The following is a 16,898-nucleotide window of genomic DNA, read 5'->3' as shown; positions in this document are numbered from 1 at the left end:
GGCGGAAAGCGTCCGCCCTGTAGCGCAAATCAACATTACTCAGCGGTACCTAAGTAAAAGGGTGACGTGCAAATCACATCACCCCAACATTTGATTTAGAACCTTTATTATAAATATGTATCCATTAATTAGCTTTTTTTAGCGAGAAGATAATTGATTTATCGAGTTTCCTTTTAAAACTGAACACCATAAAGAAAGGCCGAATCTTCGCCAAATACTTTGCAGAACGTGCGATATAAAATGAACCGAGCTGTTTGATCTTTCCTAAAAAGTATTAATCGAGTGAAAAGGATGTTTATTATAAAAAATAATAAGCATTCTTTTTTATGTCGGTTTGCTCAACAAGTAGGGGCGATTTTTAACGATTCTCAACAAAGGTCCTCCTCGGATGTAAACCATCCTCTTAGCTATTATATGAAAAACATAGGTAAAACTAACTTTATTAATATTTTTCATATAAAAATCCCATGGTAGGCTTCTTTTTGTTTATTAAGAGATAGTTCTACGATTATGGGATTGATCATGATTGATGGGGGAGCTATCGAGTTGTTTGGAGAGACCGGCATGAAAGGACTGCAGCATGCAAGAAGAAAAATAGGGCAGTCCATTGAGACACCAGCACTTTATCCAGAATTGAACGCCCGCCAGAACTTGCGTGTCCAAGCGGCAAACGGGGGTGTCGGTGAATGGGAGATCGATGAGTTGCTTCGTTTAATGAACTTGAGTCATACAGGCAAGAAGAAAGTGAAGAACTTCTCATTAGGAATGCGTCAACGGTTAGCGATTGCTTCGACACTGATTACAAACCCTGAGCTCTTAATTTTAGATGAGCCGACAAACGGACTGGATCCTTCCGGTATAGTTGAAATGCGGGAAATTATACAACGGCTTGTGACAGAGCGCGGGATTACGGTCTTACTGTCAAGTCACTTGCTGGATGAACTTTCACAAATTGCGACACATTACGGCATTTTACATGATGGGAAAATTATAAATGAGCTTTCAAGGGAAGAGTTGGCGCGTGAAACTCGCCAATTCATTGAACTCGAAACGACTGAAGCTGAGCAAGCAGTCGTCATACTCGATCGGTTAGGCATTCAAGATTATGAAGTGATTACGGGAACTGAAATCAATATTTATGAACGGTTAGATGATGTGGCATTAATCAATCGCAATTTGGTGCTGTCGGATGTAAACGTATTACGGATTGGCACATCCAGACAAAAGTTAGAAGATTATTTCTTGCAATTAACGGGAGGGAACCCACATGCTTAATTTGTTAGCAGCTGAAAACATCAAATTATTCCACAGTAAAAAAATATGGATTAGTTTAAGTAGTTTATTTCTGCTTCCTATCCTGCAAGTCGCCAATAGTATGATTAACGTAAAATACGGGAATGAGCTCGTCCAAGCAAAAGATATCGTTATCAATGGCGCTACCGGAATTTTAATGATTGATAAAAACGGATTGACGATTTTACTCGTCATCGGCGCTTTTATTAGTTTTTTTATCGGCGAAGAATTTCAATATGGCACGATACGGAATACGTTGTCCATAGGTCGGAGCCGCACGCATTATTATTTATCGAAATTGCGGTGAGGCATAGCAATGCTGTTTTGTGTATTTCTACCAGGATACTTGCTGATTATTGGCTTTTTCACGATTCTTTTCTTCACCATATTAATTTCCACAATTCGATCTTACAGAGCATACCAACAGATACAAATGTAGAAACTAGGGGGAAACCTCTTCAAACCTAGTTCAGCCTCTTTGCTAAATGTAAAATAGAGACTTTGTATTTAGGAGTTAATTCAATTAAGCTAACAGCCATTCAATACAACTAGAGCGTCTCATCCAATTTCTGAATCTTTGAGTTGGAAATTAAATAAACATTTCCAAGAATGTCGATTTTATCTCCTTTTACACGTACAGCGCAATCTTTGTTCGACGCATAAATATTTATTTCTTCCGATAGGGGAGATAGTTCGCGTTGAACAAGGTCCATATTATTTTCAAGATCAAAATGAGACAGGACGGAAAAATTGTCAAGACCGATTCCGTCGTAAACAGAGCTCATTTCAACGTCATCTCCAAAGTTTTTCGAGCATAACCATTTCGCAGACATGTTGATTGCACCAGCGCTTGCTCCCATCACAACAGCGCTGCTTTTTTTTATTGAATCCGATAATTCATATTCCTTCAAAAAACGATTTAGATTAAGAATACTGCCACCCAACAAGAAAATGCCGGAAGCGTTTTGAAGTATCGTTTGGGCATCTTCCTTCTGTACGCGGTAATTAATTAAATGATATTCATCAAACGTAATGCCAGCCTGATCGAGCCATGAGCGTTCAGTAGCACCATCATCTTCAAAAACAGACGGATTTGAGCTAATCATAACAAGCGATTTTCTATCAGCTATATCCTCCTGTAACACCCTAGCCAAATTCTCTGGGAAAAAATTATTAAACCAACCTAAATAATAGTGAGTTTTCATAAGTACCCCCTGTAGTAAAGTGGATAAATAATATTTATTCCTTGCGTTACACATTCTGTCTTCTTGTCACCAATCAAATACTTTCATTTTATTACTCACAATGCACTCCCAAGTTCTGTAAGGATTACGCTGCTAATTGAAATAGTAATTCTTACGAAGTTGTTTTATCTATTGGTGACACTTCCATCGTTCCTTGTCACTTCTGTATACATTAAAAAATATGGCACAAATAAAAACCGGTTAGAATTAGGCACCATTTGCTTATTTATTATCTCCTCAATCGTTTCATTTGTATAGACCCATCCATCTGTAGGTTCAGTATCCGTATACACTGAAATTGGCAAAAGAAGTAGAAGAAACCGTATACCTTAATACACCGAACGATGATGTCTCTAGTCTCATAGACCGAATTGATAGTCCGCGGAATGTACGCATCATTGATCTTATTGATGAACGCATACCGATGAACATCGGGGCCGCTAATAAAACGATGATAGCAGATGCGCCTCCTCATAATACGGATGCCTTGCTGCAACGGCTAATTCCGGAAGGCACCATTAGCATTTATATTTGAAATCTGGCTCTGTTTGAATATAGAACGCATTTCTCACGTGTGCGCACCAATTGGCGAACGCTGATCTCCATTCTGGTGTTTCAAAGAATTGCTCAACCGTTTGCGTTTCGGAATGCATACGATGAATCGATTAAGTGGGGCAATGCCTCCTGCCCAAATACCGTTATTTGCGTCGGTATCTTCTTCTCTTACTAATAAAAGGGGGAGTCCAAATTGATAAGCCATGGAAGGTTCGACTTGTGAATAGACCGACCCTTGCCAGACTGGCGTAAATGTTGCAGGGGGACCTGTATTCGTCTCGATCGTACGAACTTTGAAGCGACGAAGGTTTAGCGCCAACATGCCAAAGCTCGATGAAACTAATCGGCGAATATCAGTTAAGATGGCTTCGGGGTAACTTTCACTTAACGGTAGTGTACGCAGAAAGAGCAGAGCATCCTCGATCTCTTCAATTAAACGATCTATAAATTTTTGTAGGTTGTCATTTAAGTGAGTTGTCGTACTTAGGGAGACCGGGATACGATAGGCGCGATCGATACACTCTTGATGTGCTGATTGTAGACTTGTGTGATTTATACGTAACTCGTTATATCCATCGCGATTCATTTTATCACCTACTTTCTCAAACAGCATATGGAGTAGAAATAAAAGGGCTTGGACAGTATGACGAAGTGTGCATCAATCAAAAAACTTGAAAGTCAAAAAAGGTCAGAGTATAATAAAGTCATAAGTCAAAGATAGTCAATGTCAAATAACATAAATGATTAATACGATAAGGAGGAAATGCTTTATGAAATGTCAACATTGCGGTATAAACGAAGCGACAATGAGCTTACGGCTTCAAATGAATCATCAACGGTTGCAAATGAATTTGTGCCATACTTGTTTTCAAGAGATTCAAGGTCAAATGAAGATGCCGTCATTTGGCAATGATGCCAATCAATTTTTCCAAGCGAACGGCAATCCTCAAGCATATACACAAGTTAGAGAAGTTGATGGAAATCAAGGAAACGGCTTGTTAGACCAACTTGGCAAAAATCTTTCGAATGACGCCAAGGAAGGGCGAATTGACCCAGTCATCGGCCGCGATCAAGAAGTGAAACGCGTTATTGAAACATTAAATAGAAGAAACAAAAACAACCCGGTACTCATCGGGGAACCAGGTGTCGGTAAAACAGCAATTGCAGAAGGATTAGCTTTGAAAATCCATGAAGGCGATGTCCCTGCAAAACTATTGAACAAACAAGTTTATGTATTGGACGTCGCTTCACTCGTTACGAACACCGGCATTCGCGGTCAATTTGAAGAGCGCATGAAGCAGTTAATTGAAGAAATCGAAAACCGGAAAGAGGTTATCGTGTTCATCGATGAAATTCACCTTCTCGTTGGTGCAGGTTCGGCGGAAGGCTCCAAAATGGATGCCGGAAATATGTTGAAACCAGCATTGGCACGTGGCAGCATGCAACTGATCGGTGCAACGACGTTAAAAGAGTACCGTCAAATCGAGAAAGACGCTGCACTCGAACGCCGATTCCAGCCGATCATTGTCAAAGAGCCTTCTGCGGAGGACGCGATCACCATCTTACACGGCATTAAAGACCGTTACGAAGCTTTCCATGAAGTACGTTATTCGGATGAAGCGATCCGGGCATTCGTCACATTGTCACAGCGCTACATCCAAGACCGGTTTTTGCCGGATAAGGCAATTGATTTGATGGATGAAGTGGGAGCACGTTTGAATTTGAAACAGTCTTCAGCAGATGCGGATTCAATCGGCAAGAGATTGGAACAAATCGTTCAACAAAAAGAACAGGCTGCAGAAATGGAAGACTATGAAAAGGCTGCAACATTGCGCCAGGAAGAAATTCAATTGCGACAACAACTACAAAATGCGAAACAAGGCGGGGCTTCAATGTATGAAGTGACCGTTGAAGACATCGAAGCGATCGTCGAAGAGAAAACAGGCATCCCTGTAACGAAACTGCAAGCTTCTGAACAGGCAAAAATGAAAGACCTATCCGACAACCTGCGGAAAAAAGTAATTGGACAAGAAGAAGCGGTCGAAAAGATCGCAAAGGCAATCCGACGAAGCCGCGCAGGCTTGAAGTCAAAACATCGTCCAATCGGATCGTTCTTATTCGTCGGCCCAACAGGTGTCGGTAAAACGGAAATTACAAAAGTATTGGCGGAAGAATTATTCGGTTCCCGTGACACATTAATCCGTCTCGATATGAGCGAATACATGGAGAAACACGCTGTCTCTAAAATTATCGGCTCACCTCCGGGCTATGTGGGCCACGAAGAAGCAGGCCAATTAACGGAACAAGTTCGCCGCAACCCGTATTCGATTGTATTGCTTGATGAAATCGAAAAGGCGCACCCTGATGTTCAACATATGTTCCTTCAAATTATGGAAGATGGTCGATTGACCGATTCACACGGTCGAACAGTGAGCTTCAAAGACACCGTCATCATTATGACGAGTAACGCCGGAACAGGGGAGAAAAAAGTAAGTGTCGGGTTCAATCAAACGACACATGAATCCGTCTCCATGCTGGAGTCACTTGGAAACTACTTCAAGCCTGAATTCTTGAACCGTTTCGATGCGATTGTCCAGTTCAATGAATTAACTGAAGACAATTTGCTCGACATTGTCGACTTGATGCTCGTTGATTTGGAAGAAGCGATTGAAGAAAATGACATTGAGATTTCTATTTCTGATGAAGCGAAACGCGAATTGGTGAAAATCGGCTACGACAAACGTTTCGGGGCTCGACCACTTCGCAGAGTCATCCAAGACAAAATCGAAGATCCATTAACAGATCTCATTTTGGAAGAAGACCAGATTGAAAAAGTCCATGTCGATGTTGTGGATGAAGAGATTATTGTACGTAAAGCATGATGGAAGTAATAACGCCTCCTGAATTTTTGAGGCCGCTGAAAAAGTCCACCTAAATGGGCTTATACTAGAACTGTTGATTTGCGTTCCGAGCGGACGCTTTCCGTGGGGCGGGCGGTGAGCCTCCTCGTCGCTTCGCTCCTGTGGGGTCTCACCTGTCCCGCTAATCCCACAGGAGTCGCCGCTCTACACTCCAATCAACGGGACTCACCCGATATAAAGTAAAATTAAAAACAGTGATCTATTCATTTCATCGAGGAATGGAACGCTGCTTTTTATTGTATAATTAACTTATTAATTCGGAAAAAGATAATATCCTCTACGCAAAAGAAAATGAGCTTCAATTGAACTCGAAATTAAATCCCAAAATTACACACGGTGGCCGCGCAAAAGAAGATGAATTTGAATTCAATAAGGATGCCGGGATGTATGTGTGTAAAGCTGGTCATTTGGCTATTCGTAAAGCGTGGACAGGCAAGAAAAACCAAGGTAAGGAACCAAAAGCACACTTACTATTTCGACATTGAAAAATATAAGGTATGTTATAAAGAGGATGCCAAGAGTAAAATGTATTCCATCTCCATAAAATCGACAGAACACAAGGAGCAGGAAGCGTTTCAAAATAGTGATGAGTTCAAGATGAAAGCCAAATCTCGCTATAATATTGAAGCGAAGAATAGCGAAATGAAACATAGACACGGGTATGATGTAGCCACATCCACGGGTCTATTTGGCATGCGGATGCAAGGGGCTATGACGATAATTGCGGTCAATTTGAAGCGAATCATAACTTTAATGAGAGAAGCAGAGTAAAAAATATTAAAGAAAAAGGCACCATTTCGTTCAAAGAAAGAACGAAATGGTGCCTTTTTAGATTTCAGAGTGCCTTACGAAATTAAAAACGTAAGTTTGTCAGCAGCCTCTTGAATTTTTTCGGGAGGCGTTTTTTTGTGTAGAAGCGATTGAAACAACTATAAATCCGTGCTCTTGCAAGCTGTTTTTACGAATCGAATGCATAGCTCCATCGTAAAAGCAGATAATAGTGTGAGGTGATTTAATGATGTTAAAGACAAGGACTTATATTGTTTGTTTTTTAATTGTTTCAAGCTTATTTGTTTGCAGTAAGTCCATCCATCCCAAGTCGATTGTAAGTGCGCAAAGCACTGTGGATGTTGAACTTCTGGATATTGAAACAAATGAGACCAGAACAATCGAAGCAAATCCCAAAATACAATTGGAAGCTAAGAAAATTATAAAAGAAATTGATACGATTGTTATAAAATTAGATCCATTTCCAGACAAAGGTTATATGCTGAGAATCCCATTAACCCCATCTCTTCAATTGAAAAATGAATGGGTCAATTCGTTGATTGGTGAAGTGTTTATTATTATTCCGGAAGGTGACAAGCCATTTTTACTCATATTTGATGATAAAAACAAGCCTTATTTTTTTTCCTTCAAAAGGGAAATTGATTCAATCCTAAAAATGTTGGATGTACCCATTTGAAAGCATTACATCTGCGCCCCAAATATACCTAAATACTGCTCCTGCAATACAAATCCGTTATTTTTCCATCCGAGTGTATTCAACATATAACCTAATCCATCCGCATGATATCTTCCGGCTATTTTTTGATACGCTAGCAGTTCATAGACTCCATTCGAATCAAAATCCACTGGATACAATCCACTTAAAGGATCGACAAAACCGGTGATTGGCGTTTTCAACTTGCCACTCGGATCATATATTTCATTTAAATAGCTTGGATCCCTCGTGGAAATATCAATAATATACCTCTCATTATTTGGTCTGCTAATTACTTCAACTTTATAATGATCTTGATAAGTGACGTCGTATTGGAAATGGTTATTATAAACATCCGAATCAAAAAGGATGGTTGCTTTGTTTCCGATAAACGAAACAATATAATAGTTAATAATTCCACCGCTGCCGCCTGTAGCCATACCGATTAATATGTCCTCTACGCCATTGCCTGTGAAATCGCCCAAGAACAGAGTCGGATTATAGCCTTCATTGTTATGAAGCGGAAGACTTGTCACTACTCCTGTTCGTCCATCCTGAACGTGAAGAATGATATTTCGAATGTACGGACTATCCGGTGTTTTTGTGCCAGTCAGATAGACGTGATCAATTACCCGATCACCCGTTACATCTCCAGTAGCTGATGCAACAATTATAGGATTCCCTGCAGCCCGAAATTGAGAGTTATTCATCATATGCCCCTTTTCTTAAAAACTATCGTTATCATCTATATTATGGGGAATTGGGCGAATTGCTACTGGACGGAAAGAGGGCAACGATTTCATGATATAGTAAATGAATGATGGTTTGAGATAACAAATGATAAAGGCGGGCGTTTTCGATTCAGCAGATACAGTTATTGCAAAAGGTCATTGATACAATTGAAGACCGTATTAAGGAAGAGATTAAACCTGAGGACTTGGCAAAGATGGCTGGATATTCTCCTTATCACTTTTACAGGATCTTTCAACAGCATATCGGCTATACGGTGATGGATTATGTCGTGAAACGGAAGCTGCAGTATGCGTTATATGAGTTGGTGAACGGTAAAAAAGTGATTGATATTGCGCTTGAATATGGTTTTGAAACCCATTCAGGCTTTACGAAAGCGTTTAAACGGGTTTTTGGAAGTCCTCCGAGTTTATACCGATTGCATTGTCCGACCTCACTGCCACCGAAGTTAAATTTAATGAACTTGCACGAAAAAGAAGTAGGCGGCATCGTCATGCAACCGAAAATTGTACAGAAGGAAGGCTTTACGATTGCCGGTAAAACATATGAAAGCAAGTTGGACAATGTGTTTTACACGAGGGATGCCCCTGCTTTCTGGGATCAACGAATCGCGCCGGAAGAGGCAATCGAAACGATGTTGTATGAAAAACTATTCCCGAAAAAGCATGGGGAGTATTGCGTGAACCTGAATGACAGGGAAATGAACCGCACGTTTACTTATTTATTTGCAGTGGATTATGACCGTGAAGATATTCAACTTCCCGAAGGGCTGACGAAGTTATACATAAAACCGGCAACGTATGCGGTTTTCAAAATTCCCCCAGTCGATGTAGAGCAGTTTGTTTCGGCAATCAAAGGAACATGGAGATTCATATTGGAGGATTGGCTGCCTCAATCATCGTACGAAGTCGATGAGCAAGGGTATGATTTTGAGTATTACGATGAACTTTGCCATCACTGGTTGCATGAGAAAATCACGATGGAAATTTATGTGCCGATCAAAGAGAAAGTTGGAATTGACTCATACGTTTCAAGGCGAAACTAACAATATAGGCGGCAACTAAAAAACGCTCTTAATGAGCGTTTTTTCGTGTCACAATTTATTTAAGCATTAATGAAATAGAATCCGCTTCTTGCGTTACCACAATGTCTTGTTGTTCTGAGCTTCCATCTGTATAAGTTACATTTACATTAATAATAATGTCATCACCTATTACTCCATTACCGTCATGAGGAATGGCAAGGGTATAGTTGTTTTTTTCCTGTTCATTATAGTTAACTGTGTACGTATTCCCGATTTCCTTTATACCTTCGTATACACCTGAACCGGGCGTACTACGAATGAAATTGATCTTTTCCGATTCTAACCATTCTCTGTCTGCATTCTTTTCAGATGTAAATATAACATCCTCAACAAACTTGCCTTCACTTAAAGTATAAGTGATTGATTCGATCTGTTCTCCAGCAATTTTTAGCATAACATTTGTAAAAATTAAATTAGCTCCACCACCACTCATACTAACAAGACCCATTCTAACTTCTGTCGCTAATTCAATAGTAGCCTTTTCTGATGTAATAGGTGTATTCAGCTGATTCCTATCATCACTTAATGCATAAGCCGTTATTGTAAAATTTGCAACTTGGAGCTCTCCATTCTTATTAAAATATGGAATGCCTATCATAATGGACAGTAGGATTGCCAATGCACTCGTTACCGGAATCCACCTTTTGTAGTTCACTTGAACCGATTTTCTCTTTCTGACCTTTTCTTTTACACGATCTTCCATAGCTTTTGACATTTCAATAGAAGTAACAGCATCTTTAATCTTCTCAAAATCCATATTCATTCTCCTTTCGATATGTTTCACGAAGAAGTTCTCTTCCTCGTTGTAATCGCTTTTTTACTGCTGATGGAGTAATAGTAATTATTTTTGATATTTCACCTACTTTATAGCCCTCGACATAATGAAGTAACAAGACAATCTTATATTTAGTTGGCAATCTCATAATCTGGTCTAGTAAATCATAATTTGCATCATCCATGGAATATAGTTGTAAATCACTGATATCCATATGTTTACGAATAATATTGTACCGTCTCTTATTCCTGCTGCGATTCGTGGCAACAGTAATGAACCATGCTTTCTCATGTTCCGCATCGTTGAAAATTGGTGATTTATTGAGATAAGTAATAAAAGTATCTTGTACGACATCCTCTGCATCCTTCTCGTTGCATAGAATGACAAGACATATTCGAAAAAGCATATTGCCATATGTATCAACAATTCGTTCTATATCTTGTTCAGTCGACCAAACCGTTTGTTGCACCCCATCAACCCCTTTCACTTCTAACACACATGAAGAGTCCATTTGGTGACTATTATTTAAAATTATTTTCTGAAGTATTATCTATATTCTTCAAAATTCTTACTAAGCCTTCTTTGACGAATCGATCCCTTTAGTTGAATAAACAAAAAAGGAGACACCAATCCATAAGTGAATTGTGTCTCCAAATAAAGTTGAAAGAACCATTGATTACGTTTTTTCTTTTTTCAAGACGACTGTATATAGATACAAAACGGGCATGATGAAGCAAGCACTTGCAATAATTGCGGTTTTCACCGCGAATCGTGATGCAATCACGCCAATGATTGGACCACCGCCAATTTGACCGATCGCATCGACTTGGCCTTTTACCGAAAAGAAGGTCGCTCGTGTCGAGGAATCAGGGATGATTTTATTGAGCCAAATATCCTCTAATGGGTACATGACTTGCCTTGTCACTTCAATCATGACATAACAGACGAGTAAAGTAGTGACAAGAGCCGAAGACGCGAAGCCGATGAGTGAAATGATAATTAGTGAACTGCCAATGAATAAAGCGATATAAATATGTCTCAAGTTTAAATGGATCGTACTTCGGTTGATAAAGTGAAGCACTGTGAATGAAAGTAGGACGACAATGAATTGAAGTCCGCCCATGAACAAAACTAACTCTTCATTCGATAAGGAAGATAGTGAAGATACGTCAATGAAATGCGTCATCCATAAACGATCAAATCCTTCGCTATACAAACCGATAAACAACGCAATTAAGAGCAGCATTCTCATGACAAAGCTACTTTTAGAATAAACGACGATTTTCTTCATATTCCCCTTCATGCTGTTCCACGCCGTAGCTCTTTCACCTGTCTGTAGCGGTTTGAAATTCTTCTCCGTCATGAAAAAGAGCAGGTAAATGGCGAGACCAAACATGCACATGCCGCCGATAATGATCGGTAAGTTGATCATGAAATAACCTGTCAGGATGCTCAAAGGAATTGCGATGATTTGCCCAAGTTTCCCATACTTTGCTCCTCTTATAAACGCGAGCGACGCCCGCTCCTCTCCGATTTCATCCGCAATCCAAGCTTGCTGGGCGCCGCTTGTAAATGTATAACCGATTCCCCAAGCGATTTGCGAGAAGATGACAGCGGCGAACAAAGGGAATATTCCTTCCGCCATAAATCCGATTCCCATTAAAAAGTAGCCGATGATGAGCGAAAGCTTTCGACTCTTGACGTCCGCAACTACACCGGTCGGGATTTCAAACAGGAATACCGTCAGCTCCAAAACGGTTCCGACCAACACAAGCTGGAGCGGATCAAGCTTTACAACTTGTACGTGGTACAGCAAGTTCACCGTAAAGATAAAAGTGAAAAAAAGTTGTGATAAAAAGCATATGAACAAATAAACGACATACGGATCTTTCCATTTGAATGTCCTCATAATGTTTCCCCCTCCACTCGATTATAGGAAAAGGGAGAATTGCCAACTTGTCCAAATTTGCGATTTTATATTTTGAGGGTCTGCCCGTTAAATTCCTTGTTACATATGTGGGGCACAGGTAAAGAATACTGTTGACAATGTTCGAATGTTCAATAAATAATAGAGTAGACTTGAAGACGGCATATAGTGGATGGATTGACAAAGAGTTAGATTTACATGCACAAAAAAGATGAGAAGAAAGGCGGAAACGGTATGATATTGTGGTTTCGGCATTTACCACAGCCAACGCTTGATTTGTCAAAATGGAAACCTTTCATTCAACATACTTGGTTTCGAAAGCATTATATGAAGTTTGTTTACTTATTAATGGCTGCTTTTTTCTTTGTACCCTATTGGATCTTCGAAGGAAGCTTCGAACCCCTGTCAAATTTACCCCTTCTTCTCATCATTGTGTTGGCTTTCGTTACACACGAAGCCCTTCATATGGTTGTCATCAACAAGAAAGGCGATATGAGCTTAACGTTCAGAGGAATTTATTTTTGGCTCCATACAAATGCAGTTCTTTCGAAAAAGAGATTTTGGATCTTTATGAGCTTGCCTTTTATCGGTTTAACATGTATTCCGGCGATTGCTTCATTCTTTGTAATAGGTGATCTTAAAGCACTCTTATTATTTATTAGTTGGTTCAACTTAATCATCTCTGCCTCCGATATTCTGAACTCGTTTTTGATTTTAATAAAACCAAAGCACTCTATATTTTGCAGGGGATATTATCGAGTAAAGTCATAACTTTGCGGATCGAAATGGGCCTCGCCAATTGATTCTGTTGCGACTGCTACATTGCGTTGCGCGAGAGCTACGTTGTGATGCGAAGGCTTTACATTGCGATACGAAGCCGTTACGATCGTGCATTTCTGCTCATGATTCCGGGGAAGGAGAATGTGTTGTGTGGAATGAGACCATTCAATTGTTTAAAGAGAATAAAGGAATTTAGGGCGTAGCAACGAAATAAAGGATGTAAGAGCGTAAGATGTTGCGATTGGATATAGGGGATGATGAAATTGAAAAAATTGAAATTAGAGAAGTACACAAATGAAGACTTTGAGAAGTACTTTGGATTAGTATCCGATGAATCGGTCATGGCACAAATTACGGAACGGGCGATTCCAATTGACGAGGCGAAAGTGAACTATCAAAAACTGTTAGAACGCAACGGTAGACACGAGTTGTTTGGCTCCTACAAAGTGTTCGACAGTAACTATATAGGCCTCGGTCATGTCACCGTAAATGAAGACAATCCGGATGAAGCGGAGATCGGGTACATGTTGCTGCCAGCCTATTGGAACAAAGGATATGGCACTCTCATTGCCGGCGCTCTCATCGAATTGGCACAGCGGACAAACGTAAAGAAGCTTACTGCAGTTATCGACCCGAACAATATTCCTTCAAGAAAAATCTTGCTCAAGCATGGTTTTACATCGAAGAAGGTTTGTGAAATCGGGGGATTGCCGGGGGAGATTTTTGGCAAGTTCCTGTAGGGGAGAGATGAAAAAATAGAGGCTGCTTTTGAAAAAATCATTACAATAAAGGTTATTAAAATGAATCGAAACCTTTATAACGTATAATCCGTATAGGCATTATAATGGAGGTGTGATTATCAAATGGTTTTTCGTTCAAAAGTAGATGCGTTTTTTGGTAATTTTATGTTGATAGTCGTACTCATTATTGCCTTGGTGTCATTTTTTCCATTTTTCATTGAAGAAGTTCGAAATGAACCAGCAGAGGTTATAATACCAGCAGTTATAATACTGACTTCAATATTTCTTATTGTGACAAGTTTTCTTTTATGGACTCTTTTTTCAGTTAAGTATATTTTCTATCAAGATTATTTATTAATAAAAGGTGGTCCGTTTAAAAGTCGTATTCCATACGAAAATATATCAAAGGTATCACCTACAACCGCAATTTTTACAGGTCATAGAATATTATCATCGAAAGATGCGATTGAAATTTTCAATAAAACAACATTTATGGGGAGTATAAAAATTTCACCAAGTAATCGAAAAGAGTTTATCAACGAACTTAAAAAACAATGTCCCGACATTCAGATTCAAGAATAAAAATTCCAAATGACTTCCGTACGCCTCCTAACCCCATTACGTCAACTTTTGAACGTTTGGTAAAGAACGCAACAATCTGTGTTACTAGTCGGTATCATGATCGGTTTTCCGTGTGAGGTGTAGTAGGTGAATACGAACTATACATTTAAAGCCCTTTGTCTGCATACTTATGTGATAAGGATAGGCTTTGATTCATACAATATATTTGGGGTGGAAAAATGCCGAGAGTGAAATATCGAGATGCAGACGTTGGTTTAATGGCAAGGATGATGAGAGCAGAGGCCGAGGGTGAAGGAAATCAGGGGATGTTATATGTTGGCAATGTAATTGTGAACCGTGCCGTCGCGGATTGCTTAGACTTTAGAGATGTAAGATCAATTGAAGATGTCATTTTCCAAGTACAAGGAGGAAATTATTCTTTTGAAGCTGTTCAGAAGGGAAATTTATTTTATCAAAGAGCGAGGTCTTCTGAAAAAAGATTAGCAAGACAAAATTTGGAGCATTGGAGACAACATCCTGCGAAATACGCCCTATGGTACTTTAACCCATACGCACCTTGTCCTCCGACATGGTACGGGCAACCTTTTACTGGCCAATTCAAAAATCATTGTTTCTATGAGCCTGCAGCAGGAACATGTGAAAGTGTTTATATGGGATAGGTTGTCTGAAATTTTGGCGTCTGTGCACTGTTCATTGGATAAAATGAATGAATAAGCCAACCGTATGAATTGCCGGTTGGCTTTTTTGCGCCTCTATGAAATAGGCATAAACAGAGGCTTTATGCTTTATGACTCTCCCAATTTTGCCATATAATCGATTAGGAAATGAAGGATGATGAGCGGAATAATCGACCCCATTCCAATAAATAGGATAGAAAATATAACTCCGAATATAGTTGTTCTTAGAACTCCCTTTATGAACCCTTGATAAGTGTGGCCTAAACCAAACAACAAGGAACAAATGATAATGATGATCCAAATTGACATTGTAGGGAATAGATAGGTAAAAGCAAACAATAGAAAACCTCGATAGATGATTTCTTCCGTCACTCCTGCCGTTAGCGAAACAGCATTCCAAACTTTCTTCTCTATTCGTGTAACGGGCAAGATATCTGAATAGCTGCTTTCTCCCATTTGTTTCGCCCTCACCTCCGCCAGTTTCTTTCGGATTTTACCGCTAACATGATAGCCAATTGAATAATACAAGATTCCACACGCATAAAGAAGCCCGATCGCAAATGCAAAATACGTAACAAACGGCCCTAAAAGCTCTGTGTTCAAACTTGGTATAGACAAACCAATATCTGTTAATGTAAGCTCCGTAAAGGCAACAAGCAGTAAAATGAAAACAGTAGGCACCCATAAAGTAGTGATGATGTTTTTATAATACTTCAACCGTACATTATCATTTCTTTTTACTTCCACTTTAAACTTTTGAAAATCAAAGTATCCAATAATGGGCTCATACAATAACGTAAAAATGATCACGATCCAAAAACCATACACCATTTCATTATCCCCTTTGTATTTGTTTTCCCCTATTTTGAATAAAACTGGTTGTATGATTGTTAATGGGTTACTTGAGTATACGTAGCAAGGGGGATGGAGTTTCTTGTTTTTTGAAATTGTATAACAGTAGCAACCTCCGCCTAATTGAGCAGTCGTTCTTACAAACTGTATAATGTAAAGAAACTACAGCATCAGAAAGGTGAGAACAATGACCCGGAATCCGTTGACGGCGAGGGAACGCCTCTTAGAAGTGATCCGTATTTTAGAAGCGTTTTCGGATGAGGACGATGTGTTGTCCATCCACGATATACATAGTTATTTCGACGGTGACATGCAAGTCGGCATCGGGGCAGTCCGTGATGATGTGGCCGCATTAGAAGAATCAATTGTTTTTCCGGTCACATCGGTTCAAGAGAAAACCGGAATGCCGAAGCATTATTATTATGACGGCAGGCCATTTGAAATCCACGAACTCCGCTTGCTTATGGACGCCATCAGTGCAGCAAAATTCATCTCACGCAATGAAACCGACCGTTTGCTCATGAAAATCCGTAAGCTGACGAGCCGTAGATTGGCAAAACAATTGACGAATGAATTGCATGTGGCGGAACCTTCCGCTCAAGACGCGGTTGAAATCGTTGCGACCGTCCAGCTGCTGCATGAAGCAATCCACGACAAACACATCGTCGCCTTTCAATACGGCCGTTATGGAACAGATCTCAACTTCCATTTAAGCAATGAAGGGCAGGACTATCTTGTCCATCCGCTTGGTCTCGTTTGGAACAACGACCGCTATTATTTGGTGGCCTATTTCCCTTCGGCAGATGAAATCCGGCAATACCGGGTGGACCGGATGCGAAGCGTGCGTGTGCGAGACGAGCAATTTATCCCCGACCATTATTTCGATTTGCAGGAATATACGAGGAAGATGTTCCATATGTTCGGCGGCGAATTGATTTCATTGGAAGCAAAATTTGCCGACAAGCTGATCAATATCGTCATCGACCGATTCGGTTTGGATGCGAATATCCAAGACAATGGGGATGGAACGTTTCTATTGAAAGCGCAAGTGGCTATGAGTGAAGGGCTCGTCCGGTGGATTCTTCGGTGGGGCGGCGATGTAAAAGTCATTCATCCCCAGCAGCTCGTAAGCAGAATGAAAGAAGAAGCGAAGAAGCTATATGACCAATATCAATGAACCTTTGTGGATATCCGGAAAGGTTCTTCATCGTATGCCCTTACAATAAAAGAGTAAG

General features: G+C 40.0%; 17 protein-coding genes and 2 pseudogenes. 12 read left to right on the top strand and 7 right to left on the bottom strand.

Features of this window, described 5'->3' with window-relative positions; translation table 11 throughout:
- Positions 1–510 precede the first annotated feature (510 nt).
- Together ACFQ38_RS14465 and ACFQ38_RS14460 are read left to right on the top strand one after the other, a co-directional pair.
- Entirely contained in the window at positions 511–1,275 is a 765-nt protein-coding gene (locus tag ACFQ38_RS14465) for an ATP-binding cassette domain-containing protein (RefSeq protein ID WP_381481790.1), read from the top strand.
- Positions 1,268–1,600, top strand: coding sequence for an ABC transporter permease (locus ACFQ38_RS14460; RefSeq protein WP_381481788.1), 333 nt, complete (start codon positions 1,268–1,270; stop codon positions 1,598–1,600). Before ACFQ38_RS14465 ends, ACFQ38_RS14460 begins: the two co-directional genes overlap by 8 nt.
- 241 nt (positions 1,601–1,841) lie before the next feature.
- On the opposite strand, the gene ACFQ38_RS14455 is transcribed toward ACFQ38_RS14460, so the two are convergent.
- A complete protein-coding gene (locus tag ACFQ38_RS14455) occupies positions 1,842–2,498 on the bottom strand; it encodes a Type 1 glutamine amidotransferase-like domain-containing protein (RefSeq protein WP_336822752.1) in 657 nt (218 codons plus the stop codon).
- Between the two features lie 331 nt (positions 2,499–2,829).
- Between ACFQ38_RS14455 and ACFQ38_RS14450 the strand changes: the two genes are divergently transcribed.
- Positions 2,830–3,072 carry an IclR family transcriptional regulator domain-containing protein gene (locus tag ACFQ38_RS14450; RefSeq protein WP_456242990.1) on the top strand — a complete coding sequence of 81 codons (243 nt, stop codon included), beginning with the start codon at positions 2,830–2,832 and terminating at the stop codon, positions 3,070–3,072.
- Here the strand turns inward: ACFQ38_RS14450 and ACFQ38_RS14445 are convergent.
- Positions 3,056–3,678, bottom strand: a pseudogene (locus ACFQ38_RS14445) (hypothetical protein). The gene ACFQ38_RS14450 and the pseudogene ACFQ38_RS14445 sit on opposite strands and share 17 nt — an antisense overlap.
- Before the next feature lie 184 nt (positions 3,679–3,862).
- Here ACFQ38_RS14445 and ACFQ38_RS14440 point away from each other — a divergent pair.
- From ACFQ38_RS14440 to ACFQ38_RS14430, 3 genes and pseudogenes are all read left to right on the top strand, one after another.
- Positions 3,863–5,974 carry an ATP-dependent Clp protease ATP-binding subunit gene (locus ACFQ38_RS14440; RefSeq protein WP_381481784.1) on the top strand — a complete coding sequence of 704 codons (2,112 nt, stop codon included), beginning with the start codon at positions 3,863–3,865 and terminating at the stop codon, positions 5,972–5,974.
- A 296-nt stretch (positions 5,975–6,270) separates the two neighbouring features.
- Positions 6,271–6,784 (top strand): annotated as a pseudogene (locus ACFQ38_RS14435) (transposase); the annotation flags it as partial.
- Between the two features lie 247 nt (positions 6,785–7,031).
- Positions 7,032–7,478: a hypothetical protein gene (locus ACFQ38_RS14430; protein ID WP_381481782.1), complete on the top strand. Its 447-nt coding sequence runs from the start codon at positions 7,032–7,034 to the stop codon at positions 7,476–7,478.
- Positions 7,479–7,483: 5 nt separating this feature from the next.
- On the opposite strand, the gene ACFQ38_RS14425 is transcribed toward ACFQ38_RS14430, so the two are convergent.
- The gene (locus ACFQ38_RS14425) at positions 7,484–8,206 is read right to left on the bottom strand and encodes a VCBS repeat-containing protein (RefSeq protein WP_381481780.1); all 723 of its coding nucleotides are present in this window, start codon (positions 8,204–8,206) and stop codon (positions 7,484–7,486) included.
- Between the two features lie 167 nt (positions 8,207–8,373).
- On the opposite strand from ACFQ38_RS14425, the gene ACFQ38_RS14420 reads away from it, so the two are divergent.
- A complete protein-coding gene (locus ACFQ38_RS14420; protein ID WP_381481778.1) occupies positions 8,374–9,291 on the top strand; it encodes an AraC family transcriptional regulator in 918 nt (305 codons plus the stop codon).
- Positions 9,292–9,346: 55 nt separating this feature from the next.
- Here ACFQ38_RS14420 and ACFQ38_RS14415 read toward each other — a convergent pair whose 3' ends face one another.
- From ACFQ38_RS14415 to ACFQ38_RS14405, 3 genes are all read right to left on the bottom strand, one after another.
- The gene (locus ACFQ38_RS14415; protein ID WP_381481776.1) at positions 9,347–10,087 is read right to left on the bottom strand and encodes a hypothetical protein; all 741 of its coding nucleotides are present in this window, start codon (positions 10,085–10,087) and stop codon (positions 9,347–9,349) included.
- Positions 10,077–10,574 (bottom strand): RNA polymerase sigma factor, encoded by a 498-nt coding sequence (locus ACFQ38_RS14410; RefSeq protein WP_381481774.1) that lies wholly within the window; start codon positions 10,572–10,574, stop codon positions 10,077–10,079. Before ACFQ38_RS14410 ends, ACFQ38_RS14415 begins: the two co-directional genes overlap by 11 nt.
- A gap of 207 nt (positions 10,575–10,781) precedes the next feature.
- Positions 10,782–12,014 (bottom strand): MFS transporter, encoded by a 1,233-nt coding sequence (locus tag ACFQ38_RS14405; RefSeq protein WP_336822744.1) that lies wholly within the window; start codon positions 12,012–12,014, stop codon positions 10,782–10,784.
- A 252-nt stretch (positions 12,015–12,266) separates the two neighbouring features.
- On the opposite strand from ACFQ38_RS14405, the gene ACFQ38_RS14400 reads away from it, so the two are divergent.
- The 4 genes from ACFQ38_RS14400 to ACFQ38_RS14385 all read left to right on the top strand — a co-directional run bounded on the left by ACFQ38_RS14400 (position 12,267) and on the right by ACFQ38_RS14385 (position 14,793).
- A complete protein-coding gene (locus tag ACFQ38_RS14400) occupies positions 12,267–12,803 on the top strand; it encodes a DUF3267 domain-containing protein (protein WP_381481795.1) in 537 nt (178 codons plus the stop codon).
- Between the two features lie 272 nt (positions 12,804–13,075).
- Entirely contained in the window at positions 13,076–13,552 is a 477-nt protein-coding gene (locus tag ACFQ38_RS14395) for a GNAT family N-acetyltransferase (RefSeq protein WP_381481772.1), read from the top strand.
- Between the two features lie 123 nt (positions 13,553–13,675).
- Positions 13,676–14,134 carry a PH domain-containing protein gene (locus tag ACFQ38_RS14390; RefSeq protein ID WP_381481770.1) on the top strand — a complete coding sequence of 153 codons (459 nt, stop codon included), beginning with the start codon at positions 13,676–13,678 and terminating at the stop codon, positions 14,132–14,134.
- Between the two features lie 218 nt (positions 14,135–14,352).
- Positions 14,353–14,793, top strand: coding sequence for a cell wall hydrolase (locus ACFQ38_RS14385; protein WP_381481768.1), 441 nt, complete (start codon positions 14,353–14,355; stop codon positions 14,791–14,793).
- A gap of 126 nt (positions 14,794–14,919) precedes the next feature.
- Here the strand turns inward: ACFQ38_RS14385 and ACFQ38_RS14380 are convergent, their stop codons facing one another.
- Positions 14,920–15,642, bottom strand: a complete 723-nt coding sequence (locus tag ACFQ38_RS14380) for a CPBP family intramembrane glutamic endopeptidase (RefSeq protein ID WP_381481766.1) — start codon at positions 15,640–15,642, stop codon at positions 14,920–14,922.
- A 208-nt stretch (positions 15,643–15,850) separates the two neighbouring features.
- On the opposite strand from ACFQ38_RS14380, the gene ACFQ38_RS14375 reads away from it, so the two are divergent.
- A complete protein-coding gene (locus ACFQ38_RS14375) occupies positions 15,851–16,840 on the top strand; it encodes a helix-turn-helix transcriptional regulator (RefSeq protein ID WP_381481764.1) in 990 nt (329 codons plus the stop codon).
- Positions 16,841–16,898 lie beyond the last annotated feature (58 nt).

It is taken from the genome of Sporosarcina contaminans (assembly GCF_042679045.1).
Classification (GTDB): domain Bacteria; phylum Bacillota; class Bacilli; order Bacillales_A; family Planococcaceae; genus Sporosarcina; species Sporosarcina contaminans.
This window is presented reverse-complemented; position numbering and strand designations above follow the sequence as displayed.